Origin of the sequence: Actinomadura sp. 3N508 (genome assembly GCF_044326375.1) — a bacterium.
In the GTDB taxonomy this organism is placed as follows: domain Bacteria; phylum Actinomycetota; class Actinomycetes; order Streptosporangiales; family Streptosporangiaceae; genus Spirillospora.
Genome location: NZ_JBIRAX010000016.1, coordinates 1 through 26,259 on the forward strand (window position 1 = coordinate 1; position 26,259 = coordinate 26,259).

28 protein-coding genes are annotated in these 26,259 nt (G+C 70.9%); 10 read left to right on the plus strand and 18 right to left on the minus strand.

What is annotated here, in order from left to right; genetic code table 11:
* Window positions 1-379 precede the first annotated feature (379 nt).
* Window positions 380-1,990 carry a DNA methyltransferase gene (locus ACH34S_RS37925; protein ID WP_395957744.1) on the plus strand — a complete coding sequence of 537 codons (1,611 nt, stop codon included), beginning with the start codon at window positions 380-382 and terminating at the stop codon, window positions 1,988-1,990.
* 71 nt (window positions 1,991-2,061) lie between these two features.
* Here ACH34S_RS37925 and ACH34S_RS37930 read toward each other — a convergent pair whose 3' ends face one another.
* The 3 genes from ACH34S_RS37930 to ACH34S_RS37940 are packed head-to-tail and all read right to left on the minus strand — an operon-like array spanning window position 2,062 to window position 4,721.
* Window positions 2,062-3,561, minus strand: coding sequence for an AAA family ATPase (locus tag ACH34S_RS37930; protein ID WP_395957745.1), 1,500 nt, complete (start codon window positions 3,559-3,561; stop codon window positions 2,062-2,064).
* Window positions 3,562-3,566: 5 nt separating this feature from the next.
* Entirely contained in the window at window positions 3,567-4,250 is a 684-nt protein-coding gene (locus ACH34S_RS37935; RefSeq protein ID WP_395957746.1) for a CBS domain-containing protein, read from the minus strand.
* A 30-nt stretch (window positions 4,251-4,280) separates the two neighbouring features.
* Entirely contained in the window at window positions 4,281-4,721 is a 441-nt protein-coding gene (locus ACH34S_RS37940; protein ID WP_395957747.1) for a universal stress protein, read from the minus strand.
* A 500-nt stretch (window positions 4,722-5,221) separates the two neighbouring features.
* On the opposite strand from ACH34S_RS37940, the gene ACH34S_RS37945 reads away from it, so the two are divergent.
* The gene (locus ACH34S_RS37945; protein ID WP_395957881.1) at window positions 5,222-6,388 is read left to right on the plus strand and encodes an MFS transporter; all 1,167 of its coding nucleotides are present in this window, start codon (window positions 5,222-5,224) and stop codon (window positions 6,386-6,388) included.
* Window positions 6,389-6,674: 286 nt separating this feature from the next.
* Here ACH34S_RS37945 and ACH34S_RS37950 read toward each other — a convergent pair whose 3' ends face one another.
* From ACH34S_RS37950 to ACH34S_RS37965, 4 genes are all read right to left on the minus strand, one after another.
* Window positions 6,675-7,106 (minus strand): pyridoxamine 5'-phosphate oxidase family protein, encoded by a 432-nt coding sequence (locus tag ACH34S_RS37950; protein WP_395957748.1) that lies wholly within the window; start codon window positions 7,104-7,106, stop codon window positions 6,675-6,677.
* Between the two features lie 170 nt (window positions 7,107-7,276).
* The gene (gene gap, locus ACH34S_RS37955; protein WP_395957749.1) at window positions 7,277-8,275 is read right to left on the minus strand and encodes a type I glyceraldehyde-3-phosphate dehydrogenase; all 999 of its coding nucleotides are present in this window, start codon (window positions 8,273-8,275) and stop codon (window positions 7,277-7,279) included.
* Between the two features lie 303 nt (window positions 8,276-8,578).
* A complete protein-coding gene (locus ACH34S_RS37960) occupies window positions 8,579-9,433 on the minus strand; it encodes a universal stress protein (RefSeq protein WP_395957750.1) in 855 nt (284 codons plus the stop codon).
* A gap of 115 nt (window positions 9,434-9,548) precedes the next feature.
* The gene (locus ACH34S_RS37965) at window positions 9,549-11,318 is read right to left on the minus strand and encodes a SulP family inorganic anion transporter (RefSeq protein WP_395957882.1); all 1,770 of its coding nucleotides are present in this window, start codon (window positions 11,316-11,318) and stop codon (window positions 9,549-9,551) included.
* A 113-nt stretch (window positions 11,319-11,431) separates the two neighbouring features.
* Here ACH34S_RS37965 and ACH34S_RS37970 point away from each other — a divergent pair, with 113 nt between their 5' ends.
* The gene (locus tag ACH34S_RS37970) at window positions 11,432-12,544 is read left to right on the plus strand and encodes an Acg family FMN-binding oxidoreductase (protein WP_395957751.1); all 1,113 of its coding nucleotides are present in this window, start codon (window positions 11,432-11,434) and stop codon (window positions 12,542-12,544) included.
* Window positions 12,545-12,615: 71 nt separating this feature from the next.
* Window positions 12,616-13,299, plus strand: a complete 684-nt coding sequence (locus ACH34S_RS37975; protein WP_395957752.1) for a DUF4389 domain-containing protein — start codon at window positions 12,616-12,618, stop codon at window positions 13,297-13,299.
* Window positions 13,300-13,375: 76 nt separating this feature from the next.
* Here ACH34S_RS37975 and ACH34S_RS37980 read toward each other — a convergent pair whose 3' ends face one another.
* From ACH34S_RS37980 to ACH34S_RS37995, 4 genes are all read right to left on the minus strand, one after another.
* Window positions 13,376-13,810 (minus strand): pyridoxamine 5'-phosphate oxidase family protein, encoded by a 435-nt coding sequence (locus ACH34S_RS37980; protein ID WP_395957753.1) that lies wholly within the window; start codon window positions 13,808-13,810, stop codon window positions 13,376-13,378.
* Window positions 13,716-14,423, minus strand: a complete 708-nt coding sequence (locus ACH34S_RS37985) for a universal stress protein (RefSeq protein ID WP_395957754.1) — start codon at window positions 14,421-14,423, stop codon at window positions 13,716-13,718. The genes ACH34S_RS37980 and ACH34S_RS37985 overlap by 95 nt, the downstream gene beginning before the upstream one ends.
* 67 nt (window positions 14,424-14,490) lie before the next feature.
* On the minus strand, window positions 14,491-15,003 hold the full coding sequence (locus ACH34S_RS37990; protein WP_395957755.1) for an HPP family protein: 513 nt from the start codon (window positions 15,001-15,003) through the stop codon (window positions 14,491-14,493).
* Between the two features lie 32 nt (window positions 15,004-15,035).
* A complete protein-coding gene (locus ACH34S_RS37995) occupies window positions 15,036-15,332 on the minus strand; it encodes an SHOCT domain-containing protein (protein ID WP_395957756.1) in 297 nt (98 codons plus the stop codon).
* 137 nt (window positions 15,333-15,469) lie between these two features.
* Between ACH34S_RS37995 and ACH34S_RS38000 the strand changes: the two genes are divergently transcribed.
* Genes ACH34S_RS38000 through ACH34S_RS38010 form a run of 3 tightly spaced genes read left to right on the plus strand, consistent with a single transcriptional unit; the run spans window position 15,470 to window position 17,726 of the window.
* Complete coding sequence (locus tag ACH34S_RS38000) at window positions 15,470-16,354, plus strand: universal stress protein (RefSeq protein ID WP_395957757.1); 885 nt, start codon at window positions 15,470-15,472, stop codon at window positions 16,352-16,354.
* Complete coding sequence (locus ACH34S_RS38005) at window positions 16,351-16,848, plus strand: flavodoxin domain-containing protein (RefSeq protein ID WP_395957758.1); 498 nt, start codon at window positions 16,351-16,353, stop codon at window positions 16,846-16,848. The genes ACH34S_RS38000 and ACH34S_RS38005 overlap by 4 nt, the downstream gene beginning before the upstream one ends.
* Entirely contained in the window at window positions 16,845-17,726 is an 882-nt protein-coding gene (locus ACH34S_RS38010; protein ID WP_395957759.1) for a universal stress protein, read from the plus strand. Before ACH34S_RS38005 ends, ACH34S_RS38010 begins: the two co-directional genes overlap by 4 nt.
* A gap of 56 nt (window positions 17,727-17,782) precedes the next feature.
* On the opposite strand, the gene ACH34S_RS38015 is transcribed toward ACH34S_RS38010, so the two are convergent.
* Window positions 17,783-18,472 carry a response regulator gene (locus ACH34S_RS38015; protein WP_395957760.1) on the minus strand — a complete coding sequence of 230 codons (690 nt, stop codon included), beginning with the start codon at window positions 18,470-18,472 and terminating at the stop codon, window positions 17,783-17,785.
* Between the two features lie 228 nt (window positions 18,473-18,700).
* On the opposite strand from ACH34S_RS38015, the gene ACH34S_RS38020 reads away from it, so the two are divergent.
* From ACH34S_RS38020 to ACH34S_RS38030, 3 genes are all read left to right on the plus strand, one after another.
* On the plus strand, window positions 18,701-19,264 hold the full coding sequence (locus ACH34S_RS38020) for a hypothetical protein (RefSeq protein WP_395957761.1): 564 nt from the start codon (window positions 18,701-18,703) through the stop codon (window positions 19,262-19,264).
* Between the two features lie 163 nt (window positions 19,265-19,427).
* Window positions 19,428-19,841 (plus strand): OsmC family protein, encoded by a 414-nt coding sequence (locus tag ACH34S_RS38025; RefSeq protein WP_395957762.1) that lies wholly within the window; start codon window positions 19,428-19,430, stop codon window positions 19,839-19,841.
* Window positions 19,842-19,920: 79 nt separating this feature from the next.
* The gene (locus tag ACH34S_RS38030) at window positions 19,921-20,376 is read left to right on the plus strand and encodes a cyclic nucleotide-binding domain-containing protein (protein ID WP_395957883.1); all 456 of its coding nucleotides are present in this window, start codon (window positions 19,921-19,923) and stop codon (window positions 20,374-20,376) included.
* 35 nt (window positions 20,377-20,411) lie between these two features.
* Here the strand turns inward: ACH34S_RS38030 and ACH34S_RS38035 are convergent, their stop codons facing one another.
* From ACH34S_RS38035 to ACH34S_RS38060, 6 genes are read right to left on the minus strand one after another with little or no spacing between them, the layout of a single operon-like run.
* Window positions 20,412-20,864: a pyridoxamine 5'-phosphate oxidase family protein gene (locus ACH34S_RS38035; RefSeq protein ID WP_395957763.1), complete on the minus strand. Its 453-nt coding sequence runs from the start codon at window positions 20,862-20,864 to the stop codon at window positions 20,412-20,414.
* Window positions 20,861-21,760: a carbamate kinase gene (locus ACH34S_RS38040; RefSeq protein WP_395957764.1), complete on the minus strand. Its 900-nt coding sequence runs from the start codon at window positions 21,758-21,760 to the stop codon at window positions 20,861-20,863. The genes ACH34S_RS38035 and ACH34S_RS38040 overlap by 4 nt, the downstream gene beginning before the upstream one ends.
* Complete coding sequence (gene argF / locus ACH34S_RS38045; protein ID WP_395957765.1) at window positions 21,757-22,692, minus strand: ornithine carbamoyltransferase; 936 nt, start codon at window positions 22,690-22,692, stop codon at window positions 21,757-21,759. The genes ACH34S_RS38040 and argF overlap by 4 nt, the downstream gene beginning before the upstream one ends.
* Window positions 22,689-23,897 carry an arginine deiminase gene (locus ACH34S_RS38050; RefSeq protein ID WP_395957766.1) on the minus strand — a complete coding sequence of 403 codons (1,209 nt, stop codon included), beginning with the start codon at window positions 23,895-23,897 and terminating at the stop codon, window positions 22,689-22,691. The genes argF and ACH34S_RS38050 overlap by 4 nt, the downstream gene beginning before the upstream one ends.
* A gap of 11 nt (window positions 23,898-23,908) precedes the next feature.
* The gene (locus ACH34S_RS38055; RefSeq protein WP_395957767.1) at window positions 23,909-25,285 is read right to left on the minus strand and encodes an amino acid permease; all 1,377 of its coding nucleotides are present in this window, start codon (window positions 25,283-25,285) and stop codon (window positions 23,909-23,911) included.
* Window positions 25,286-25,339: 54 nt separating this feature from the next.
* On the minus strand, window positions 25,340-26,191 hold the full coding sequence (locus tag ACH34S_RS38060; RefSeq protein ID WP_395957768.1) for a universal stress protein: 852 nt from the start codon (window positions 26,189-26,191) through the stop codon (window positions 25,340-25,342).
* Window positions 26,192-26,259 lie beyond the last annotated feature (68 nt).

The window sequence follows — 26,259 nt, forward strand, 5'->3', positions numbered from 1 at the left end:
GGCCCTGGTCAGCGCGGGCGACACCCTGGGCCTTGGCCGCTGGTGGGGCGACACCCGCCTGGTCAAGCGCCTGCCCGTCCTCAAGTAGATCCCGAACACCAAGGGACGCCTACGCAGGTAGGCGTCCCTTGCCGTTCCCGCGCTCAACGTCGCCATCATGGGCCATTTTTCGATCTTGCAAAGTCATGGTCACCAAAGTCGCCTCAGGCCCTGTTTGCGACACATGGGGTTGCCTCAAAGACGTTTGATCAAGCCGCCTGGTTGTCGCCGGACCGAGAGCGGTCATGAGCATTGAGAAATGCGCCAAGCGCAGTAATCCTCAGCCAAGGATCGTTTGTTGAGTGCCGGACGAAAATCACACCGTGGAGGCGCGCGGGCAGTGTGGAAGAACCAGCTTCTGTACGGCGATAACCTCGACATGCTGTCGAAGATGGACGACGCCTCGGTTGATTTGGTCTACCTCGATCCCCCTTTCAACTCCAACCGCTCCTACAACGTCCTGTATCGGCACAAGGATGGCCAGGAGTCCCAAGCCCAGATCGAGGCCTTCGACGACACGTGGACCTGGAGTCAGCAAAGCGAAGAGCTGTATCAGTTCCTCGTCAGCGGCGGCTCGCCGGTCAGAGTCGCCGATGCCGTGGAGGCCATGAGGCGCCTGCTCGGCCAGAATGACGTTGTCGCGTATCTGGTGATGATGGCCGCACGCCTGATCGAACTTCGCCGCACGCTGAGGCCTACGGGGTCCCTCTACCTGCATTGCGATCCGACGGCCTCGCACTATCTGAAGATTCTCCTGGACGCCCTCTTCGGCGCGGCCAACTTCAAGAACGAAATAAGCTGGCTGAGATCCGGGGCGAAGAACGACCCGCGTCGATACGGCAGATCTCACGATGTCGTCCTATTTTATTCCGCGGGCAAGACCTATACCTGGAATACGCAATACACTCCTTTCGAGCAAAAATCGATTGAGAAGAACTACACGCATGTCGAGCCGGAAACGGGAAGACGTTACCGGCGAGGTGACCTCACCGCGGCCAAGCCGGGCGGGGATGTCGACTTCGAATGGCATGGCGTCCGGCCCTACAAGGGGCGTCATTGGGCATATTCCCGGGACCGGCTGGATCGGATGCTCGAAGAGGGTCGAATCGAGTTCCGCAGTACCGGGATGCCGGTGTACAAGCGCTACCTGGACGAGCAGCCGGGCGTACCGCTGCAGGACGTCTGGACCGATATCCGCCTGACGTCCGCTGACAAAGAGCGCCTCGGCTATCCCACTCAGAAGCCTCTCAGCCTGCTGGAGCGTGTCATCGTCGCCAGCTCCGATCCTCACGACGTGGTGCTGGATCCGTTCTGCGGCTGCGGCACCGCCATCGACGCAGCTCAGCGGCTAGGGCGCCGCTGGATCGGCATCGATGTCACCTACCTGGCGATCGACCTGATCGAAAAGCGCCTCCGAGCCGTGTACGGAGAGTCCATAGTCGACACGTTCTCGGTGATGGGAATCCCGCGAGATGTGGAGGCGGCTCGTGCCTTGTTCGAGCGCTCGCCCTTTGAGTTCGAGCGGTGGGCGGTGTCTCGGGTTGACGGGCAGCCCAACGAAAGGCAGGTCGGCGACAGAGGGGTCGACGGAGTGATCCGTTTTCCCGCCGATGGGAAGGGGCACGTTGAGAAGGTCCTGGTATCCGTCAAGGGCGGACGCCGGCTCGGTCCGCAGATGGTGCGAGACCTGCTAGGAGCGATAAGCACGCAGCGCGCGGCAGGCGGCCTGCTCATCACCCTTGAAAGACCCACGCCGGGAATGGTGGAAGCAGCGAACCACTCAGGCATCTTCCATGCGAATCGACAAGGACGCTCCTATCCGAAGGTCCAGCTTATTTGCGTGCAGGACATCTTTGACGGGAAGCGTCCCAAACTCCCTCCCGTCCTGCTTCCGTACATCCAAGCCCAGCCCAGAAGGGCCGCTGTCGACCAGTTGACTCTGGATGCTTAGCAGCTGTTGGAACGATGCTCGCTAGAAGCGTGACGCGAGCGTCGAAAGGCGGGAATCCGCTCGGTTCCTGGTCAGCCGGGGGAGAGGAGCGGGCGGCGGGGCCAGAGGTGTTCGGTGCCGTGCGGGCGAAGAGCGGCAAGGGCCTGTTCGACGGCGTCGGTCACGGCTGCGCCCGTGTCGATCGTCGTTGCCTCGGGCCACGGTGCCGCATCGGCGCGCATGGCGGCGGCGATCTCGGCGTCGGCGTCGGAGGGGCCACGCGTGCGGGTGCGGATCCGCTCGGTGGTGAGCGTCTCGGAGGCCTCGCAGCGCAGGGACGACAGGTGTGCGTGTTCGCGTGCGGCGATCGTGGTGAGGAGGTCTCGGTGTTCCTTGGAGGTCCACGAGGCGTCCAGGATGACCGTCTCGCCTTGGCGAAGCAGTTTCCCGGCGCGGTCGGCGAGTTCGCGGTAGGTGCGGCGGTCCCAGTCCGGGCTGTAGATGCCGGTGCCGTAAGGGGCCGCCGCGGAGTCGAGCGGCGCGAGTCCGGCGAGTTCCTTGCGGACGCGGTCGCTGCTGAGCAGCGAGCAGCCGAGCCGGTCGGCCAGCGCGCCGGCCAGCGAGGTCTTGCCGGTGCCGGGCAGGCCGCCCACCAGGATCACCTCGACCCGTCCGGCGCGCAGATGACGAAGCGCTATGGCGCTGTAGGCGCGTGCGTCGGCGGCCGCGTCAGGGTCGCCCTGTGCGTGACGCAGGCAGGCGACCTTGGCGCGGACGAACGCCCGGTAGGCGACGTAGTGGTGCCGCAGTGAAGGCGGCGCGGGGTCGGCGGCGAACTCGGCGTACCAGGTGATGAAGCGTTCGGCGAGGTCGGGGGCGCCGAGTCGTTCCAGGTCCATGGCCAGGAACGAGGCGTCGTCGATACCGTCCAGGCTGCGCAGCTTCTCGTCGAACTCCAGGCAGTCCAGGATGCGCGGGCCGTCGTCCAGGCAGAAGATGTCACCGGCGAGCAGGTCGCCGTGGCCGTCGACGATGCGGCCGTCGGCGATGCGGGCGTCGAACAGGGCCTGGCGGCCGGCGAGGAACTCGGTGGCCACTTCTTCGATCTCGGTGGCCGTTGCGGCGTCGATTACCTCGCCGTGGAAGGGGCGGACCTGGTCGAAGCTGTCGTTCCAGCGGGCCTGTAGGGCGTCGCGGGTGCCCTGGGCGGAGATCCCGGGTCCGCGGGGCGCGCGGGCATGCCAGGCCGCGAGGGCGCGCGCGATGTCGCGCAGCGCGCCGGTGACCGGTTCCCCGGCCCGGACGAGGGTGGTCAGGCGCCGGTCGGCGGGCATCCGCCGCATGACGACCAGATGGTCGCAGACCTCGCCGCCGGGATCGTGCACGTCGGCGACACCGAGGTAGACGTCGGGGGCGAAGCGGCGGTTGAGCCGTACCTCCTCGTGGCAGGCCTGTTCGCGCAGCTCGCGGGTGCTGAAGTCGAGGAAGCCCAGGTTCACCGGCTTCTTGAGCTTGTAGGCGCGGTCGCCGGCGAAGAATACGATCCCGATGTGGGTCTCGCTGACGGCGGCGCCGTCCCAGGTGTTACGCATGCGCCTCACGCTCTTGGATACGGCGTCGGGTGGGTGTCGTCGATGTCGTAGCCGAGGGTGTCGACGACGTCGACGACGCCTTCGGTGGCCGCGCTCATGCGCACGATGACCGGGATTAGGGTCTTCTGCTCGACGCGGCCGGTGAGGTGGACGATTCCCTCCTGGACGCGGATATGCACCTGCGCGGGGTCCTGCCAGAGCCGGTGGATCAGGACGTCCTGGATGATCTCGTCGCGGATGTCGGAGTCGGACCGGTGGAACACCCGCAGCAGGTCGCGGCGGGCCACGATGCCAGCGAGCCGTCCGTCCTTGCCGACGACGGGCATGGCCTTGAAACCGTGGGCGTTCAGCAGCCGCGCGGCCTCGGCGACGGTGGTGTGCGGCGCGACTGACACGGCCGGGGCGCTCATCAGGCCGCGGGCGTCGACGGCTGCGGCCTTGGCCTCGTCCTCTGCTGTGGAGCGCCGCCGCAGCACGCCTCGGCGGTGTGCGGTGCCGTCCTTGTACTCCTGTTTGTGGAGCAGGTCGGCTTCGGTGACGATGCCGATCGGGCGGCGGTCGGTGTCCAGGATGGGCACCGCGCTGATGCGGTGTTCGGCGATCGCGTCGGCGATCTCGGCGAACGTGGTGTCCTCGCTCGCAGTGATGACGTTCGTGGTCATGACGTCGGCGACGGTGCGGCGTTTCATCGTCTCCTCCAGAGGTTCTCGCCAGCCTGATCAAGGGGCCGTGGACGTGGCGGTGTGGTCGGCGCAGACCACGACCTCGCACCGGGCGCGCTCGCGCACGACCGGGACGGTGTCGCCGCCGAGCGGGTTGCCGTACTCCGAGTGCGCCCGGGCGCCGATGACCAGCAGCTCGGCGTGTTCCGCCGCGCGGGCCAGCGTTTCGCCTGGCGCGCCGGGGACGACGCGGAGCCGGGTGGTCAGGTGCTGGACGCGGGGAAGCGCATGCGCCACCGTGCGCCGCAGCCGCAGCCATTCACGGACGGTCCGCAGCGGCCGCGGCGCGCGCGCACCCTCCGGTTCCAGAACGCGGACGACATCCAGCCGTGCGTGCCGTTCAAGGGCCTCCCGCGCGGCGCGCCGCAACGCGGCCATGGAGTTGGGTGAACCGTCCACCCCGACGACGACGGAACGCGGCTCGGGCATGATCCACATCGGTGACCTCCCTTGGTCACCTCCACCGTCGCAGCCGGGCCGGGCCCTGGGTCAGTGCCAGGCGTCCTCACCGGGCGGGACTTTCGGCCCAATCGGGCCGACCATTCGTGATGCGGGCGGCGAGCGCGGGTCGACGCAAGGACGACGATCCATCCCCCGGACGACCTGTTCGTTGCGTCCCTCCGGCGGAGGTCCCCGGCCAAGGAGCCTTTCGGCCCTGGCTTGGCGACGAGGCCCGGCGGTCGGATGGAGACGGGCCGAGCTCCGGGAGGACGTCATGGCCCATGCTCCGCCGCGGCCATCAGGGACTCTCCTTGGGACGAAGGTCCCTAACGACGATCACGGACGTCCACGAGCGTGAACCTGCGGGAGCCGATCACGGCCTCCCGGGTTCATACGGGGCCTGGCGATGGAAGCGGTGCGGCACGATGACTGAGCCCGGACAGCAGAGAGACTCAGGTCCGGCGGGGCCGGCTCGCAGCGGTCGGCGTCCGATGGTGATGCTCGTGACGGCCACGGTCGGGTTCGCGGTGAACTTCTGGGCGTGGGCGCTGCTGAGCCCGCTGGGTCCGCGGTTCAAGGACTCGCTGGCCCTGTCGTCGTTCGAGCAGGCGCTATTGGTCGCGGTTCCGGTGGTGGTCGGGTCGGTAGGACGGATCCCGGTGGGTGCCTTGACCGACCGGTTCGGTGGGCGGGTGATGTTCCCGGTGGTGTCGCTCATCACGATCGTCCCCGTCCTGTATCTGGGGCTGCTGGGCCATTCGTCGCTGGCGGCATTGCTGGTGGGCGGGTTCTTTCTCGGCGTCGGCGGGACGGCGTTCGCGGTGGGCGTCCCGTTCGTGAGCGCGTGGTTCCCGGCGGAGCGGCGCGGCTTCGCGATCGGCGTGTTCGGCGCCGGGATGGGCGGCACCGCGATCAGCGCGCTGACCACGGTGAAGCTCGTCGACGGACTAGGCTCGGCCGCCCCGTTCACGCTGACAGCGATCTTGCTCGCGACCTACGCTGTGGCGGCGTGGCTGGTGCTGCGGGAGGCGCCGGGACGGATGCCGCCGCGCGAACCGCTCGCCAGGCGGCTGGCGGACACCGGCCGGATGGCCGTCACCTGGCAGGCGTCGGCGCTGTACGCGGTGGCGTTCGGCGGTTACGTGGCGTTCTCGGTGTACCTGCCGACGTACCTGAAGACGGAGTACGGGTTGTCGCAGTCGGACGCGGCGAACCGGATGGCGGGGTTCGTGCTGCTGGCGGTGGTGATGCGCCCGGTCGGCGGGTGGCTGTCGGACAGGGCAGGGGCAGTTCGGGTGCTGAGCGCCTCCCTGGTGGTGACGGTCGTGGGAGCAGCCGTGCAGGCGTTCACGCCGCCGCTGATGCCACTCGGGACGATCGCGTTCCTGGCAATGGCCGCCGCGCTCGGCGCCGCCAGCGGTGCGACGTTCGCGCTGGTGGCGCGGCTGGCTCCGGCCGGCAAGGTAGGGGCGGTCACCGGCGTGGTCGGTGCCGCGGGCGGCCTGGGCGGGTTCGTCCCGCCACTGGTGATGGGCTCCATCTACGGAAGCCTGGGCTCTTACGCGCTGGGCTTGGCGCTGCTGGCGATCGTGGCCGCGGCGACCGCGGCCTTCACCGCCATCGTGGTGCGGCGCGCGGTGGTGGAACACGGGGCGGCGGCTTGATGAGGAGATCCGGTTTCGCTTCCGCTCGCTCCGGCGGTACCCAGCCTCACGGTGTCCGGCAGCTGCGGCAACCGCACCCCGATCGCGGCATCCCGCTATAGCCGCTCGCTCTCCACTGTTGGAGCCGCTCGTCCGCCGGCGGACCGGGCATTCGCGGTCCCGAGATGCTGGACGGGCCAGGTCGCGAACAACGCGAGGGCTCAGTTCAATGGTGAACGCTCTGGGCCCTGACGGCGATCGGAGCCGGAGTCGTCAGTGGACCGTGATGCCGTCTGCATGCCGAGCGTCAGGGCGCGATGTCCGGCCTGGAGGAGGCGCCGATGCGGCGGCCAGTGATGAGCTGGGGGCGGATGCGGATGTAGGTGTCGCGTCGTCCCGGGGCCCAGCTCTCCAAAGGGAGGGCCTCCAGGGAGGCGATCTCGGCGGGATCGGTCACGCGCCGGGCATGTCCGACCGTGACCACCGACCAGCCGGTCCGGTCCTCGGTGTCGAACTCGTCGACCTCGAAGGCGACGATGGTGTCGGCGGCGGCCGTGGCGAGCCTGGACGTCTGTGAGGCCTTGATCAGGATGTCACCCCGGTCGAGGACGAAGTTGACCGGCTGGACGGCGGGCAGCGCCTGGTGGGTGAAGACGATCCGTCCGATCGTGGAACCGCTGAGGAGGGCGCGGCACTCGTCCCCATCCAGGATCTCCAGGCCGCTCTGGTCGAGCTGCATGCCTCCACGGTGACACGGGCGCGATGCGAAGCGTAGGGACCAAAGTCCTGAACTTGGTGTCTGCTCGGTATCGGTCGTCCCGGCGTCATGCGGAGGCCACACCGGGCCCCGACCAGGTGGTGGGTTCGCTGGGAAGCCAAGCCGGTCGGGACCGGCTTGGCTCCGCGCGGTCACAGGTGGGCGGCGATGTGGTCGACGAGGTCGGCGAGCCGGCAGGTGTAGCCCCATTCGTTGTCGTACCAGCCGAACACCTTCACCAACTCGCCGCTGGACTGGGTGAGCGGGGCGTCGAAGACGCAGGAGGCCGGGTCGCCGATCACGTCGCGGGAGACGATGGGGTCGGTGTTGTAGCGGACGATCCCGGCGAGCGGCCCGCCCGCGGCCTCGGCGAAGGCGGCGTTGATCTCGTCGGCGCTCGCCGGGCGCTCCAGCAGGCAGGCCAGGTCGACCAGGGAGCCGTCCTCGATAGGGACGCGCAGCGCCATGCCGTCGAACCGGCCCGTCAGCTCGGGGACCACGAGCCCGACGGAGCGGGCGGCGCCGGTGCTGGTCGGGATGAGGTTCACGGCGGCGGAGCGGGCGCGGTGCAGGTCCTTGTGCGGGGAGTCGAGCAGGTTCTGGTCGTTGGTGTAGCCGTGCACGGTGGTCATGTAGCCCTTGATCACGCCGAAGGTGTCGTGCAGGACCTTGGCCATGGGCGCGACGCAGTTGGTGGTGCAGGAGGCGTTGGACACGACGGTGTGGCGGCCGGGGTCGTAGACGTGCTGGTTGACGCCCATCACGATCGTGGCGTCCACGTCCTTGCCGGGCGCAGACAGGATCACCTTGCGGGCGCCGGACTTCAGGTGGACGGCCGCGTCCTCGCGCCGCCGGAACCTGCCGGTCGACTCGATGACGATCTCGGCTCCGGCCGCGCCCCAGTCCAGGTCGGCGGGGTCGCGGTGCGCGGTGACCGGGATGCGCCGGCCGTCGACGATCAGGGCGGCGTCGTCGTGTTCGACCGTGCGGCCGAGGCGGCCGTAGGTGGAGTCGTACCTCAGCAGGTGCGCGAGGGTGGCGGTGTCGGTGATGTCGTTGATCGCTGCGATCTCCTGGCCGCGTTCCAGGGCCAGGCGCAGGTAGTTGCGGCCGATGCGGCCGAATCCGTTGATCCCGATCGGGGTGGTCATCTCTTCTCCTAATGGCGGTGTGATGCCGACTCCTCCAGGCTTCGTCGTACCGGTGGGACGGCACCAGGGACCTTCGTCGTGAGCACCCGCCCGGGGTCGCGCAGCGAGTGGGGACCTTCGCCCCTAGGAACGTCCGGGGCACTGACGTTCACTGGAAGCGAGTGGGGGAAGCCTGGTTGAACGGCACGGAGAAGCGGGCGAACCGCGCACCGTGCATCATGTGACGCCGCCTAAGCGGCGCAGGACTTCCCCCACTCGCCTGGAGCAGGACCCCGATCCGCCCAGCCGAGCGCTGGCCGGACGTCAGTCCGTGCGGTCGCCGTGGGCGATGATCGTCGTGCAGGGCGCGTGGCGGACGAGGTACTGGCTGACCGACCCCAGCACCAGACCGCGGACTCCGCCGGCGCCGCGCGAGCCGACCACCAGCATCCTGGCGTCGGTGGCCGCGTCCAGCAGCACGTTGCGAGGCTTGCCGGAGCTCGTCACCGTCCGATGCCGAACCGACGGGTACTTGGCGGTGAGCCGTTCGATCTCGCGGTCGAGGTCGGCGAGCCCGGGGGACTCTCCGCCGTGCTCGGTCTCCGCCGGCACGGCACGCAGGACGATGAGCGGGGCGCCGTGCAGTTCGGCCTCCAGAAAGGCCGCCCCGAGCGCTTCGCGTGCAGGGCCGGAGCCGTCGAACCCGGCCACGATGGGCATGTCCGGTCGCCGATCCAGGGGAGGCCGCGCGATCACGACGGGGCACCGGGCGTGTGCCGCGACACCGGAGCTCACCGAGCCCAGCAGGCTGCCTATCGCGCCTCGTCCGCGCGAGCCGACGACGAGCAGGTCGGCCTGCGCGCTCGCCTGCCTCAGCTCGGTCACCGGGAAGCCGCGCAGGAGCTGCGGGTGCACCGGGACGCCGTGCTCCCAGCGACGGGCGAGGGCGATCGCTTCACGCAGCGTCCGGCTCGCTCCGCTGCGGAACACCTCGGCGGTGAGCTCGTCCATGCCCGCGTCCCAGGGCGGACTCCACACCTCGCACACGGTGACGGCGCTGTGCCGCAGCCGGGCCTCGGCGAGCGCCCACCCGAGCGCGAACCGGGCGTCGTCGGAGTCGTCGTAGCCCACGAGCAGGCCGGGTTCGTTCCATGGCCTGGTGTCACGCTCGGTTCTCATCGAGTCCGCCATTCCGGTTCGCCAGGACGGATACTTCCCGATCAAGGGTCTCTGGTGCCGGGCCGTGACTCCACCCCCCGTTGGTCGTGCGGCTTCGGGACCAACGGCACGGCTTCTAGCGCTGCTCCGGCTCCGGCGGGCCGATCTCGGCGGGACCGTCCGAGGGCGGGTGCTCGTCTTTCCAGCGTTCGTATGCGGTGACGGCCGTGGGCAGGGTGGGGTACAGCCGGTCGGCGCCGATCGCGTCGACCAGCCCGAAGGCCGTCAGGTCGTCGAGGAGGTCCTGCTTGACTCGGGCCAGCGCGAAGACGATCCCTCTGCCGGTGAGTTCGGCTCGTAGCTCGTCCACCGCCTTCAGCCCGGTGAAGTCGACCTCGACGTTGGCCTCGGTGTTGAGGACGAACCAGCGAACGGCGTCCCCGCTCGAATCCACCGCTGCCAGGGCGCGGCGCTTGAAGTCGGTGGCGTTGGCGAAGAACAGTGGCGAGTCGTACCGGTACACCACCAGGCCCGGGATCGTCCGCGCAGTGGGGAAGTCGTCGACGTCGTGCATCCCGGCGATGCCCGGCACCTGTCCGAGGATCGCGTCATGGGGCCGCGCGACGCGTGACAGCAGCACCATGACCGACAGGGCGACGGCCACGAGGATGCCGTACAGGATGCCGAAGACGAGCACCCCGGCCAGCGCCGCGACGGCGAGCAGCAGTTCGCTGCGCCGGAACGCGGCGAGCCCGCGGAACCCGGCCAGGTCGACCAGGCGCACCGCCGCGTAGATCACGATCGCGCCCAGCGCCGCCGAGGGGAACCGGGCGAGCAGGGGATGCAGGAAGAGCAACACGCCGAAGAGGGCGCCGAGCGCGGAGAAGGAGTACAGCTGGGTGCGGGCGCCCGCGGCCGCGGCGAGGGCGGTGCGGCTGCCGCTGCTGCTGACCGGGAAACCCTGGAAGAACCCGGCGCCGATGTTCGACGCGCCCAGCGCCAGCAGTTCCTGGTTGCCATCCACCTCCCTCTCGCCTCGGACGGCGAACGCGCGTGCGGTCAGGACGTTGTCGGTGTAGCCCACCAGCAGCACACCCAGGGCCGGGACGAACAGTGCGGTCACGTCCGTGAGAGAAGGTAGGGCGGGCTGCGGCAGCCCCGCGGGCACGTCACCGACCACCTTGATGCCCCGCCGCTCGAGATCGAAGGTCACCACCGCGGCGGTGGCGAGCAGGACGGCCAGCAGCGGTCCCGGCGCGCGAGGGAACAGCCATTGCAGGCCGAACAGGAACACCAGGCTCACCGACGTGAGCAGCACCGTCCCGGCATGGGCCTGGCCCAGGCCCCCGGCGAACGAGGCCAGCTCGCGGAGCGCGCCGTCGCCGTCGGTGGCGACCCCGGTCGTGCCCGGCAGCTGACCGATGATCATGATCACGGCGACGCCCGCCATGTAGCCGATCAGGACGGGCTGGGACAGCAGATCGTTCACGAAACCCAGCCGCAGGCACCACGCCGCCAGCGCCAGCAGACCGACGATCACGGCGAGCGCGGCGGCCAGCGCGGCGTACTCGCCCGGGTCACCGGCGGCCAGCGGCCCGACGATCGTGGCCGTCATCAGCGCCGTCGTCGACTCCGGTCCCACCGACAGCCGCCGTGAGGAGCCGAGGACGGCGTACAGCACGATGGCGGGGACCATCGCCCACAGACCGGCGATCGGCGGCAGCCCGGCCAGCACCGCGTACGCCATCACCTGCGGCACCAGGTACGCGGCGACCGTGATCCCGGCCGCCGCGTCCCCCGCCAGCCACGAACGCCGGTAGCCGCGCAGGACCCCGATCCCGGGAAACGACCGGCCGAACACTCCGGCCCATCGCCGGCGTGCGGGGCTCGGCGGGTCAGGGAACATCGTCACCTCCGCTCCGGGCCGAAGGTCCCGGCATGAGGGACTTTGGGCACCGTACCGCCCGCCGTGCGGCCCGGCAGCCTGGAGGTGCCGGGCACTCACGGCTGGAGGTCATCATGATCGGCGCAACACGGTCCGCAGCGAAGAGCAGAGAGGTTCACGCGGGGCCTCCCGGACGCGAAGGGCCTGATCTGGCGGCGCGGTTCGTCGTGCGAGCGGCGATCCTGGCGCCGTCGGTCCACAACACCCAGCCGTGGCGGTTCGTCGACCGGCCCGGCGGGCTGGAGCTGTGGGCCGACCGGGCCCGGCTCCTGACGATGGCCGACCCGACAGGACGCGAGATGGTGATCAGCTGCGGCGCGGCGTTGTTCAACGCGCGGCTGGCGGTCCGGAGCCTCGGCTTCACCCCGCTGGTGCGGCTGCTGCCCGACCCGGCGTACCCGGACCTGCTCGCCCGGATCGGCTGGGGGAGCGGCACGGCGCCCCGCCCGTACGAGGACCTGCTGTACCGGACGATCCCGCGCCGCCACACGCACCGCGGTGCCTTCCTGACGACCCCGCTTCCGCCGATGCTGACGACCGTGCTGGCCGGCATCGCGCGGCACGAGGGCGCGGGCCTGCGCGTCGTGTCCGACCTCGCGCAGCGCCGGCGGCTGGCCGAGCACATTGAGGTCGCCGAGGCGGCCCAGCGCCGTGATCCCCGCATCTCCGGTGAGCTGCTCGCCTGGGTCGCGTCCCCGACCGGTGAACGGCGCGACGGTCTCTCGCCGGGCTCGTACCCGATCCAGCCCGACGGCCTGGAGTTCGCCTCCCGCGACTTTGCCGCCGCGACGCGATGGGGCCGTCGGCGTCAAGGACGGCAGAACGCTGATCCCGACACCGCCCATCCGGCCGCCGTCGGGACGGTGGCGGTGCTGGTCACCCGCGAGGACAGGCGCCTGGACTGGCTGCTCGCCGGTCAGGCGCTCCAGCACGTGCTGCTGCATGCGGAGACCGCCGGGGTGAGCGCGGCCTTCCACACCCAGCCGCTGGAACTGCCCTACCTGCGGGCTGCGATGCACCGCGACCTGTGCGGACACGCCCAGATGGTGCTCCGCCTCGGCCGCCCGGCACACCGCCTGCGCAGCCGGCGTCGCCCGGTCACCGATGTGCTCAGCGGCGAACAGAACCCATCAACAGAACATGACCCCGGCACTACCCGCCCCCTGCGCCACGGCGCTCGGAGCTGATGGTGGCGGCCCAAGCGAGCCGGCCCGCCTGACGGCAGGTCGCCGGGTGTACGGCCTGAGAGGAGAGCCCGATGAACGGTAGCGAGATGCCTGTCCGGGTGGACGGCCGGCTGGACGAGCCGCTGTCGCGATGGCTGTGGCTGGTGAAGTGGCTGTTGCTGATCCCGCACTATGTCGTGTTGTTCTTCCTGGGGATCGCGTTCGCGGTGCTCACCGTGGTCGCGTTCTTCGCGATCCTGCTCACCGGGGTCTACCCGAGGTCGATCTTCGAGTTCAACGTCGGGGTGCTGCGCTGGGCGTGGCGTGTGGCCTTCTACGGATACGGCGCGCTGGGCACCGACCGGTATCCGCCGTTCACGCTCAAGGACGACCCCGGTTACCCCGCCCGCCTGCGCGTCGACTACCCCGAGCAGCTGTCGCGGTGGCTGGTGCTGGTGAAGTGGTGGCTGCTGGCCATCCCGCACTACCTGGTGATCGCGCTGTTCACCGGCGGCGGCCTCGGCGGGGGCGATGGGACCTGGAACGCGCCTGGGCTGGTCGCAGTGCTGGTGTTCATCACCGCCGTCGCGCTGCTGTTCACGACCCGCTACCTGCGCGGCGTCTTCGACCTCGTCATGGGGATGAACCGCTGGGTGCTGCGGGTGGCTGGCTACGCGTTCCTGATGACCGACCGCTATCCGCCGTTCCGGCTGGACATGGGCGGGCCCGAGCCCGCCGCACCGGATGACGCTGCGGTGACCGGGCGGGGCCGTTAGGACCTCGCGCCCGGACGTCGTCCCGGCTATAGGCCCGGCCAAGGCCGGGCCTTTCGGTTTCGTCGGGGTGGGTGGTTCAGGCGGCGGTTCCGTAGCCGTTGACAGGCGGGTTCGGCCCTACTCGCACTCCTGAGACGCGCTGGCAGGAGATCCGGACGAACTCCGGGGACGAACCGGCCGTCCATGCCCGGAGCGCCTCGCGGGCGCGGTCTCCCGGATCCTGGACGACCCGTGCCCGCCCGACGATGGTGACCGACCAGCCGGTGGGGCCGGCGGCGTCCAGGTCGTCGGCCTGGAACGCCACGATCGTGTCGCGGGTCGCGGCGGCCAGACGGCCCGAGCCGGATGGGACGCACATGACCACGTCACCGAGGTCGAGGACGAATCCGACCGGCATCACGGCCGGGAGTGCCTGCTCAGTGAAGATGACCCTGCCGACCTTCACCGTGCTCAGCAGGCCAAGGCACTCGCCTCGGGTAAGGCCCTGTGGCGTGTTCCTTACGTCCTTCATGTCTCCATGGTCCGTCGTCGCCGGTGTGGGCGGCAGGGGCCAACGTCACAGGCGCGGATGCCCTCCGTCCCTCCCCGGCCGGACGTTCGCGCCCGCCGTCGGGAGCGCCGCCGCCGCGCACGACGCCGGGCGGGACGAGCACGACAGGGCACACCGAGCGCCGCAGGCATGCCGTCCGGACCGGACCGACGGCCGCCGTCGACGCGGAGCCTGAGCGGTGGCCCCCGAGGACGAGGAGGTCCGCCGTCGCGGCACGGTCGAGGAGGGCCGTTGCCGCTTCTCCGAAGGCCAGCTCCTGGCGCACCCGCACCGTGGGATCGGGCCCGAGGACGGCCCGGACGTCGGCCGCGAGTGCGTGCCGCGTCCGCTCCCGTTCCCGTTCGGGGGAGGGCCGGCGGTTCGCCGCCGCGTACGGCGGCACCCATTCCCGCCTGGCCCGCCACGCCCGGACGGCCACCAGCTCGGCGTGCCGCAGCGCGGCCTCGGCGGCGGCCCAGCGTAGGGCGCGCAGCGAGGCCGGGGATCCGTCAACGCCGACGACGATCCGGCATGTGCTGGGGAAAGGTGTCATCGTTCTCATCTCGATCCAGGTGTGAACGGAAGACGGGGGCATCGGACCGGGCACGCGGTCCGATGCCCCTTCGGCCGACGCAGACCCGGCGTGGGCGCGCCTGCGGCGGTCAGTCAGGGCCTAGACGGCCCTGGCCCGGGTGCGCGGCGGGTTGAGGGACCACGGGCTCGACCCGGTAGAGGGACGGCATGCCTCCCGCGCGCGGAGGGATCTCACGGTGGGCGCCGGCCAGCGCCGCGATCAGGTCGTGAGCGGTGATCAGCCCGACCAGGGCGCCGTGTTCGTCGGTCACCGGTGCGTAGTCCATGCCCGCCTCCAGCATGACCCGGGCCGCCTCGGCGACCGTGGCTCCCGGACGCACCGCCGCCGGACGCCGGGAGGGCAGGAGGGTCGTCACGCGCCGCCGGGCATTACGCGGGGTGGTGGCGTTCCAGGCGGCGGTGAGCGTCTGGGCGTCGACGACGCCCAGGAAGCCGCCCTCCACGTCGGTGACCGGCAGGTGGTGGACCTCGGCCTTGCACATCAGCTCCCAGGCCATGAGCACGGACTCGTCCTCGGCGATGGTGAGCAGGTCACGGGTCATCAGCTCGGCAACGGTGCGTTGCTCCAGCGGGGTGGTCATGGCTCCCCCTTCCAGGCCGTTTGGCGCGGTCATCACCGCAGCTTGGCCAGTCGCTCGTCGTACTCCTCGGTGCCGATCTCACCGCGCGCGTACCGCTCGGCGAGGATCTCTCGGGCGCGACCCCGTCCCGTGGCCGGGGGACTCGGTGTGCCGACGCGTCCTGCCGCGGCGGCGCGGACGGCCAGCCAGGCCACCACACCGATCACGACGATGCAGGACAGCAGCATGAGCGTCCCCCAAAGCCACATCCAGCCGGAGCCGCCGCCGTTCCCCATGTGCCTCCAGCCGTCGCCGGGGTCGGCGATCGCCAGGGCGTATCCGATGTTCATGTGACACCTCCTGACGTTTCCAGGCTCCCGGTCTCCGGTAAGGGGCTCTAGGGCCGAAGGTCCCTGGCATCGGTGGACCCACGCCTCTGAACATCGCGTCCACGGGCGACCAGGCTCGGAAGTCAGGAGGTGACGAGATGGACGGACGAGAGGTCCTGGTCGGTTTCGACGCTTCACCGGCCGCCGAACGCGCGCTGCGCTGGGCGGCGGTCGAAGCGTCCCTGCGAGGCATGCCCTTGCGGGTCTGCCACGCGTGGCACTGGCCGTATCCGCAACATGCGCAAGACCGTGACGCGATGCAGATCGTCCGCAGGATGGGCGCGCTGACGTTGGACGCCGGTGTGCGGCTCGCAAGCGAGACCGTCCCCGGCCTGGACGTGCGGCCGGTGCTGCTGAAGGGCACGCCCTCGGGAGCGCTGCTGGCCGCGTCGAAGGACGCGGCGCTCATCGTGCTCGGCGCCCGTGGGACGGGCGGTTTCGACAGGCTTCCGCTCGGGTCCGCGGCCGTGCACGTCCCGGCGCATGCCGACCGTCCGGTGGTCGTGGTGCCCGCCCATGACGGGCCCGAGCGCCCGAAACGGATCGTCGTCGGGATCGACGGCTCCCCGGCCAGCGAGACCGCGCTGCGGTTCGCGCTCGCCGAAGCGCGCCTGCGCGGCGCCGTGGTGACGTTGGTGTGCGCATGGTGGGACCCCGGCGCGCTTCCCGGCCCCGACCGGCTCCCGTTCACCGACCCGCAGGCCGTCAAGGAGCAGGCCAAGGCGCGCTTCACCAGCGCCGTGGGGCCGTGCCTGGTCGACTATCCCGATGTCGCGGTCGAGGAGCGCTTCGTGAGAGAGCGCGCCGGACGCGTCCTGGCCGACAACGCCCGCGACGCGATGCTGCTGGTGGTCGGTGACCGCGGAATCGGATCGTCCCCCACCACCCTGCTCGGCGCCGTCACCCGGGCCGTGCTGCACGAGATGCCGAGCCCGGTCGCGGTCGTCCACGAACGCGACCCGAAACCGCAGGAGTCGTCATGACGCGAGTACTGGTCGCTTACGCCTCCGAACGCGGAGGAACCGCCGAGATCGCCGACTGGATCGGCACCGCGCTGCGCGAGGCCGGGGTTGACGCCGACGTCCGCCCGGCGGGCGAGACCGCAGGGCTGGACGGGTATGACGCCGCCGTGCTGGGCGGCGCCCTCTACGCGGGGCGCTGGCACCGGGAGGCGCGGCATTTCGTCCGCCATCACGCCGATGCGCTGGCGCACCGGCCGGTGTGGCTGTTCAGCAGCGGGCCGCTGGACCACACCGCCGAGGAGAAGCAGATCGCGCCCGCGCCCGGCGTCGCCAAAGTCGCCCGGCGGCTGAACGCCCGCGGCCACGCCACCTTCGGCGGCCGCCTGTCCCCGGACGCCCAGGGCTTCCTGGCCTCCAAGATCGCCAAGCGGTCGAGCGGCGACTTCCGCGACCGCGACCAGGTCACCGGGTGGGCCGCCGGCATCGCCCGGGAACTGCGAGGAGCCGCTGTATGAGCAGGCACGGTATGAACAGGATCGTCGTCGGGGACGACGGATCGGAATCGAGCCTGCTCGCGATCGACTGGGCCGCCGACGAAGCGTCCCGGCGCGGCGCGGCACTGCACGTGGTCCATGTCGTCACGCCGTGGTTGTTCGACGTTCCGGGCGACCCGGGAGCGACCCGGGTCCGTCAGCAGCTGCTCGACGGCGGACGCGACGTCGTCGACCTCGCCGTGGCCCGCGCCCGCGACCGAGTCCCCGGCCTCGAGGTGACGGGGGAGCACGCCGGCGGGCAGCCCGCCAAGGTCCTCATCGAACGGGCCGAGGACGCGCTCATGGTGGTGACCGGTTCCCGCGGGACCGGTGAGCTCACCGGTCTGGTGCTGGGGTCGGTCGCGATGCAGGTCGCCTCCCATGCCCGTTGCCCGGCCGTGGTCGTCCGCGCCACCGGCGCCTCCGCTCGGGGCGAGGTCGTGGTCGGCGTGGACGGATCCCCGGCGGGGGCCGACGCGGTCGGGTTCGCGTTCGAGGAGGCGTCCCTGCGCGGGGCGCGGCTGCGCGCCCTGCTGGCCTGGTCGCATCCGGTCTCCACCGGGCCCGGTGACATGCAGCCCCTGGTCTACGACCGGGAGATCGTCGCCGAGGAAGAGCGGCGCGTCCTCGCCGAGTCCCTTGCCGGCGGGCGGGCCGAGTACCCGGAGGTGGAGGTAGTGTCGGAAACCGTCCATGGCAGGACGGTGAAGGTCTTGGCCGAGGCGTCCGTTCACGCGGACCTGCTGGTCGTCGGCTCGCGGGGACGCGGGGGCTTCACCGGCCTGCTGCTGGGATCGGTCAGTCACGCGATGCTGCACCACGCACAATGCCCGGTAGCCGTCGTCCACGGACACCCCTGACCGGTGCCGCCCTGGGACACCTCGGCAGCGTGCCGCGGCGCCCTCAGCACCGGCTTCTAGTCCAGCCTTTCCCTGGAAGCGGACGAGTCGGCTTTGAGTTGGGCGGCGAGGGCGGCGGCTTGGGTGCGGCGGCTCATGCCGAGTTTGGCGAAGATGTTGGAGATGTAGTTCTTGACGGTCTTTTCGGCGAGGAAGAGTCGTTCGCCGATTTGCCGGTTGGTGAGGCCTTCGCCGATCAGTTCGAGGATGTGCCGTTCTTGTTCGGTGAGGCCTTGGAGGGGGTCTTTCTTCTCTTGGCGGGTGCGGATGCGTTCGAGCATGCGGGCGGTGCTGCGGGGGTCGAGCAGGGATTGGCCGGTGGCGACGGTGCGGACGGCGCCGACCAGGTCGGAGCCGTGGATCTGCTTGAGGACGTAGCCGGCCGCGCCGGCCATGACGGCGTCGAACAGGGCGTTCTCGTCGTCGAAGGAGGTGAGCATGAGGCAGGCGAGTTCGGGCATCTGGGAGCGGATGTCGCGGCAGACGGTGACGCCGTCGCCGTCGGGGAGGCGGACGTCCAGGACGGCGACGTGGGGCCGGGCGGCGGGGATGCGGGCGAGGGCTTCGGCGGCGGTGCCGGCCTCGCCGACGATCTCGATGTCGTCCTCGGCGGACAGCAGCGCGGCCACCCCGCGCCGGACGACCTCGTGATCGTCCATCAGGAACACCCGGATCGTTCCCGCGTTCGCTGGCGATTGGCCCGTCATAGCTTTCGTTCCCCGCAGTCGAAGTGCATGTCTCCCAGCGTGACGGAAGATTTCGGCGGTTCGTAGGGACCAACGTCCCTGGCCCGGCTTGGTGATCTCCGGCGGGACGTGCCGGAGGCGGGGACGTTGGTCCCCCCATCGGTGCACCGAACGGACCTGCAGCGCAGGTCAGCGACGGAGTTGACTCGGAGGTGAAGCGAACGACGATGTGATGGAAGGTGAGAGGCGATGGCGCTCTCTGAGCACAAGGCCCGTACCGGGCGCAGCACCCTGATCCAGGTGGTGACCCCCAAGCCGCTGACCGAGTCGCCCGCCGCCCGCTATGTCTGGGCGATCGCCCGGGTGGCGCTGGGCTGGGTGTTCGGGTGGGCGTTCCTGGACAAGATGTTCGGGCTCGGCCACGAGACCCCCGCCGCCAAGGCGTGGGTCGATGGCGGTAGCCCTACCGAGGGCTTCCTGAAGAACGCCCCGCAGGGTCCGTTCGCCGGTCTCTACCACGACATCGCCGGAGCGGCCTGGGCCGACTGGCTGTTCATGCTGGGCCTGGGCGCGATCGGCGCCGCGCTGATCCTGGGCATCGGCCTGCGGATCGCCGCCGTGGCCGGCGCGGCCCTGCTGGTGATGATGTGGACCGCGGTCCTGCCTCCGGAGAACAACCCCTTCATGGACGACCACCTGATCTACGCGATCGTGCTCATCGGCCTGGCCCTGGTCAGCGCGGGCGACACCCTGGGCCTTGGCCGCTGGTGGGGCGACACCCGCCTGGTCAAGCGCCTGCCCGTCCTCAAGTAGATCCCGAACACCAAGGGACGCCTACGCAGGTAGGCGTCCTTAGGCGTCCCCAGGTGTGGTGACGTCCCTCCTCCGTACCCAGGACTTTCGGCTCTTACCTGCGGAAACGGAGCGATCGACACTGAAGGTAGGCCAGGAACCGATTTGAAAGGGAGGTGGACCGATGAACGAGATGAGGGTCGTACACCGCGAGGGCCACGCCTTCGCCGTGCTCGTCCGGGATCACGTGATCCATGTTGACCAGCCGTACACGGCGGGTGGCCTGAACGCCGGTCCGACACCGGTCGAGCTGTTCGTGGCGTCCCTGGCGGCCTGCGCCGCGCATTACGCGCGGCAGTACCTGGTACGGCGCCACCTGCCCGCGGACGGGCTGGAGGTCACTGCGGGCTTCACCATGAGCGCGGGCGCGCCTGCCCGGGTGTCCAGGGTCGAGCTGCGGGTGCGTCCTGCTCTCCGGTTGTCGGATGCGGACACCGGCGGACTCCTGGCGGCCGTCATGGGCTGCACGGTCCACAACTCGATCGTCGATCCGCCGCGCATCGACGTGCGGCTGGAGAGCGAGGCCCAGGCCGCCTGACTCCGGCGGCGGAGGACGCCACCCTTGCGGTGGTGGGCGCCCGGTCTGAGAAGCCGGAGGGAGGGTGAGTCGAGTGAGCATGGTGATGGCGGCCGATCTCGCGCACGAGCCGTTTCTGAGCGGCATGAGGACCGCCGATCTCGGCAGGCTGGCGTCGGCGGCACGGTTCACCAGCGTCCCCGCGGGGCGCCGCCTCTTCGAGCAGGGCACCCCTGCCGAGCGGTTCTGGCTCCTCCGGGAGGGGACGGTGGCCGTCGACCTGGACATGCCCGGCGACGGGCGGGTCGTCATCGAGACGCTGGGGCCGGGCTCGGTGGTGGGCTGGTCGTGGCTGTTCCGCCCGCACCGGTGGAGGTTCGGCGGCGTGGCGGCCACGCCGGTCCGGGCGATCGAGGTTGACGGCCGGCTGCTCCGGACGCTGTGCGCCGTAGACCCGTCGCTCGGCTACGAGCTGACGCGCCGCTTCGGCGAGCTGGTCGTAGAGCGGCTTGAGGCGACCCGGAGCCGGCTGGCGGCGGATGCCCCGGCGAGGTAGGTCCGGGAACTGCTGGCCGGCAGGACGTCAGGGTGTCAGGTGGGTTCGTCCGTGGGTTCGATGCGTTCCGTGGTGACGCCGCCTGGATGCAAGGGGATCCGGCGTCCGGTGATGCTGCGGGGGCTCAGCCGAACGAAGGACGCGTCGGGCCAGGTGATCCACGTGATGAGGGGCAGCGTCCGGAGGCGCTCCACCTCGCCGGGATCGGTGACGATCTCCGGTCGGCCGGTGGCCAGGACGCTCCAGGCGGTCCGGAGGGCGGGCTCGAAGTCGTCCGCCTCGAAGGTGAGCAGGCGGCCGCTGCGGACGGCGTCGAGTTTGGCTCCGGGGGCGGTGGCGAAGACGAGCGTTTCCCCGTCCAGGATGAAGTTGACCGGCAGGACGCTGACGGTTCCGTCGTCCTCGGCCCAGGCGATGCGGCCGACCTGGACACCGCGGAGCAGCGCCAGGCAGGTGGCTCGGTCGAGTGTTTCCAGGTCGGTGCTCATGGGGCCTCGATTCGCGTGCCCGCGGTGCCGGACAGGAGCGCGGGGACGTCGGTGAGCGAGCCGATGACCGCGACGGCGCCGCGGCGCTGCTCGGCGAAGCGGCAGGCCGCCTCGGCCTTGGGGCCCATGGACCCGTCCGGCAGGTCCAGGTCCCGCAGCCGGTGTGGCGTGATCTCCGCGATGGGACTGGCGTTCACGGTGCCATGGTCACGCATGACGGCCGGGACGTCGGTGAGGAGCAGCAGCGTGTCGGCCTTGAGGCGGGCCGCGAGCAGCGCAGCCGTCAGGTCCTTGTCCACCACGGCCTCGACGCCCTGATGGTCCGGGCCGACCGGCACGCCGCCGCCCCCGGCGGCGATGACCATGCAGCCGTCGTCGACGAGCCGGGTGATCGTCGCGAGTTCGACGATGTCGCGAGGTTCAGGGGACGGGACGACCCGGCGCCAGGCGGACCCGTCGCGGCGCAGCGCCCATCCGTGTTCGGCCCGCATCCGGGCGGCCTCGGGGGCCGGGTAGGCACGTCCGACGAACTTGGTCGGGTTCGCGAACGCCGGGTCGTCCGGAGCGACGATCGTCTCGGTCAGGACGGCGACGACCTCCCGGCCGGGCAGGGCCCGGCGCAGTTCCCGGGCCAGCCAGTATCCGATCATGCCCTGCGTCTGGGCGCCGAGGGCGTCCAGCGGGTAAGGCGTGGAGAGCGCCGGGTCGGACGCGCTCTCCACGGCCAGCAGCCCTACCTGGGGCCCGTTGCCGTGCGTGATGACCAGCTCGTTGCCGGTCGCTGCGGCGGCCAGGCCGCGGACCGCCTCACGCACGTGGCCGATTTGGACGGACGCCTCCAGCGGCTCGCCCCGGCGCAGCAGCGCGTTACCTCCCAGGGCTGCGACGATCCTCATCGGCGCCCTCTCAAGCGGTCTGTGAGCAGGGCGTACAGGACGGCCTGGGCGGCGGTCAGCCGGTTGGCGGCCTGCCGGAAGGCCAGCGAGCGGCCGCCGTCGATGACGCGGGCCGTGACCTCCTCGCCCCGGTGCGCGGGCAGGCAGTGCATGAAGACGGCGTCACGGCGGGCGCAGGTCATCAGTTGCTCGTCCACCTGATAGGGCGCGAGCGCTTTCCGGCGTCGTGCCTGTTCTTCCTTCGGGTCGCCCATGGACAGCCAGACGTCGGTGTAGACGACGCCGGCGTTCTTGACCGCCTCGGCGGGGTCGGTGGTGAGAGTGAAGCCGCCGCCGTTGCGGTCCGCTTCGGTGGCGGTGAAGCGGATGGCCTCGTCCGGGGGTTCGTATCCGGGCGGCGTCGCGACGGCGACGTCCATGCCGGCGAGCGCCGCCGCCTCCATCAGGCTGCGGGCGACGTTGCCGCCGTCGCCGACATAGGCGATGCGGTGGCCGCGCAGGGTCCCGAAGCGTTCCTCGACGGTGAGCAGGTCGGCGACGGCCTGGAGCGGATGGTGCCCGTCGGTCAGCGCGTTGACGACCGGGATCGGCGCCGCCGAGGCGAGCTCCTGCACGTCGGTGTCGGCGAAGGTCCGGATCACGATGGCCGCGGCGTAGGAGCCCATCACGCGGGCCGTGTCGGCGATGGTCTCGCCGCGGCGCAGCTGCAGCTCGTCCGGGCCGACGGTGACGGGCGTACCGCCGAGGCGGGCCACCGCGGCTGCGGTCGACAGGCGCGTCCGGGTGGAGGGCTTGGCGAAGTACATCGGCACGATGCGGTGGCTGAGGAGGTCGTGCGCGAAGGCGGGATTCTCCTCGACGCGGGCCGCCAGCTCCAGCAGCACGGTCAGGTCGTCCGCGGTCAGGTCGGCGATGCGCAGCAGGTCCTTCATGGGGTCGCCTCGTCGCGCTGGAGCGGGCAGGTCATGCAGCGGGGACCGCCGCGGCCGCGGCCGAGCTCGCCGCCGGGGATGGTGATGACCTCGATGCCGTGGTGGCGGAGCATGGTGTTGGTGGTGACGTTGCGCTCGTAGGCGATGACGACGCCGGGTTCGACGGCCAGGACGTTGTTGCCGTCGTCCCATTGCTCGCGTTCGGCGGCGCGGACGTCCTGCTCGGCCGACAGGACGTGGACGCGGGGCAGGCCGAGGGCGCGGGCGATCGCGGGGAACAGCGCCTCGTTCTCGTGCACGCGGATCTCGCCGTCGTGTCCCGGGGTGAGGGTGTAGGAGCGCAGTGGCGGCAGTTCGGGGTAGACGGTGAAGGTGTCGTGGTCGACCATCGTCAGGACGGTGTCCAGGTGCATGAAGGCGCGGCGCCGGGGCAGTTGGGCGGCGATGACACGCCGTACCGTGCCGGCGGTGAACAGCCGCTGGGCGAGCAGCTCGACGGCCTGCGCAGTGGTGCGCTCGCTCATGCCGACCAAGACCAGCCCTTCGGCCAGGACGTGAATGTCGCCGCCCTCGATGCTGGGAAGCGCGAAGTCGGCTCCCGGGTACCAGACGGGGATGTCCTGAGCGGTGAACAGCGGGTGGTGCCTGTAGATGGCGTCCAGATGGACGGTCTCGCGGCGCCGCGCCGGTTTGGCCATCGGGTGCAGGGTGATCCCGCGGCCGATCCACGCGGACGGGTCGCGGGTGAATAGGTGGTTGGGCAGCGGTGGCAGCACGAAGTCGCCGTCGTCCAGGGACGACAGCAGCAGGCTGTGCGCCGCCAGGCCGAGCTCTGCCTTGGTGATCCCGCCGATCAGATGGCGGGCGAGCGTTGCGGGGTCGAAATCCTCTAGCGCGGCCCGGACGGGCGCGGCCAGCGTCGGCCCAAGCGCGGTCTCCGACGCGGTGTGGTCGAGGATCCGGGCGCGGGCGTCGTCGAGTTTGAGGGTCTCGGCGAGCAGGTCGGCGAGGTAGTGCACCTGGACGCCGCGTTCGCGCAGGGTGTCGGCGAACACGTCGTGCTCCTGGCGGGCGCGCTTGGCCCACAGCACCTCGTCGAACAGCAGGTCGTCCTTGTTGGCCGGGGTGAGGCGGAGCAGTTCCAGGTCGGGGCGGTGCAGCAGCACCTGCCGCAGCCGCCCGACCTCGGAGGAGACGGTGAACACAGGTGGTCCTTTCAGGCGGCTTGGGCGGGCGGTTCGGGTTCGCCGGCCGGGGGCTCCTGGACGGCCTGGACGGGGCCGCGCTGGTCGCGGTACTTCAGCCAGGCGTAGACGGGCATCCCGGCGAAGATGAGCAGGGTGCCCTTGTAGACGACCTCGTAGCCGGACCCGGCGATCGCCCACACCGAGTACCCGAACGCCAGCAGCGCGATGACGGCGGAACCGGCGAGGCGCCGGCCGGAGAACGCGGCGCGGTCGGTGGCCAGCAGCACCAGCTGGGCGGCGGCCGCGTAGGCGTAGGGGATGACGGTGGTGAGGGTGGCCAGCAGGATGATGAAGGTGAACTGGTCGACCAGGCTCGCGTTGTAGTTCATCGCCATCAGCCCGGTGACCAGGACGCTGGAGACCACCAGCCCGACGATCGGGGTGCCGCCGCGTCCCGTGCGGGCGAACACGCGGGGGAACAGGCCGTCGCGGGCGGCGGCGTAGGGGATCTGGCCCTGCAGCAGGATCCAGCCGTTGAGCGCGCCGAACGCGCTGATCGCGGCACCGGCCGCGACCAGGTCGGCGGCCCAGCCGCCGAACGCGGCGTCGGCGGCGTCGGCGAACGGCGCGGTCGAGGTCGCCAGCGCGGCGGCGGGCACCAGGCCCAGGACCGCGACGGTGCCGAGGATGTAGATCAGCGCGGTGACGGCCGTCCCGGCGACGGTGGCGCGCGGGATGGTCTTCTCCGGGTTCTGCACGTCCTCGGCGGGGACGGTCGCCGACTCCAGCCCGATGAACGCCCACAGCGTCAGCGCGGCCGCGCCGGTCACCGCGCCGAACGCGCCCTCGCCGCTGGCGTTGAACTCGCCGAAGTTGCCGGACTCGATGAAGAACAGCCCGCCGACCGCGATCAGCAGCAACGGGACCAGTTTGATGATGGTGGTGGCGACCTGGACGGCGCCACCCTGCCGGATCCCGTAGGAGTTGACGGCGGTCAGCAGCCAGATCGCCGCCAGCCCGACCCCTGCCGCCAACGCCTTGTTGTCGGCCAGCTCGGGCCAGAAGTGCGCCAGGTATCCGACGAATGCGACCGCGATGGCGGCGTTCCCGGCCCAGACCGCGATCCAGTAGCCCCACGCGGTCTGGAACCCGACGAAGTCGCCGAACGCCTTGCGTGCGTAGGCGTACGGTCCGCCGGTGCGCGGGTAGGCGCGGGCGAGGCGGGCGAAGACCAGTGCCAGCAGGATCGCCCCGGCCGCGGTGAACCCCCACGCGACCAGGCTGATCGGCCCGTAGGCGGCCAGCGAGCTGGGCAGCAGGAACACGCCCGATCCGATCATGTTGCCCACCACCAGGGCGGTGGCCATCCACAGCCCCAGCCTCCGGCGGGCCGGTTGCGCGCTCATCAGCGTCTCCTTCTCCTCAAGCGGCGTCGCCCTGTCGCGGCGCGGCCTTGCTCGTCACTCGTAGGGGCGGACGACGGCGACCGGGCAGCGGGCGTGGTGGATCAGGCCGTGGCTCACCGATCCGAGCGGGATGGACCGGCCCCGCGAGCCGACGACGACCAGCGCGGCGTGCGCGGAGGCGGTGGCCAGCGCGTCGACCGGGTGGTCGATCACGATGTCCTCGGTGACCTTGACGTCCGGGTGCCGGTCCCGCCAGGGGGCCAGGGTGGAGGTCAGGCGGGTGCGGAGGATGTCGTTGACGATCCGCGACTCCACCCGTGTCTCGATGGCCAGGGGCGAGGGACGCCAGGCGTGCAGCGCGCGCAGCGGGGCTCCGCGGACGTCGGCGGCGGCGAAGGCGTGGTCGAGTGCCGGCGCGGGATCCTCGGACAGGTCCAGGCCGACCACGACCTCGTCCGCGGTGGCGTCGGCCTGCTCGCGGACCACGATCACCGGTCCGGGGCAGTGCCCGGCCAGGCGCAGGCTGGTGGAACCGAGCAGCAGCCCGGTGAAGCCGTCCCTGCCGCGATGGCCGACCACCACCGCCGTGGCCTCGTCGGCGTACTGCCGCAGCCCGGCCTGCACGCTGCGCTGGTGGATGAGCATGGTCTCGATGGTGAGGTCCGGCTGCCACCGCAGGGCGAGGGCGCTGCCGTTCCGCAGGACCTGATCGCCCTGCTCGGCGAGGGCCTCGGAGATGCCGTCGGTGGTGTGCCCTGGGATGTCCAGGGTGGTGGTCTCCACGATGTGGAGGATGCGCAGGGATTTCCCGGTGCGGGCGGCTTCGTCGGCGGCCCAGGTGATGGCGTGGTCGGATGGTGCGGAACCGTCGGCTCCGACGAGGATGGTCGTTCGTTGCGTGGACATGTCGTTCCTTCCCGGGTGTCAGTGCGGGTTCGCGTGCGTCACGGGCGGTAGCACGAGCAGTTCGTGCG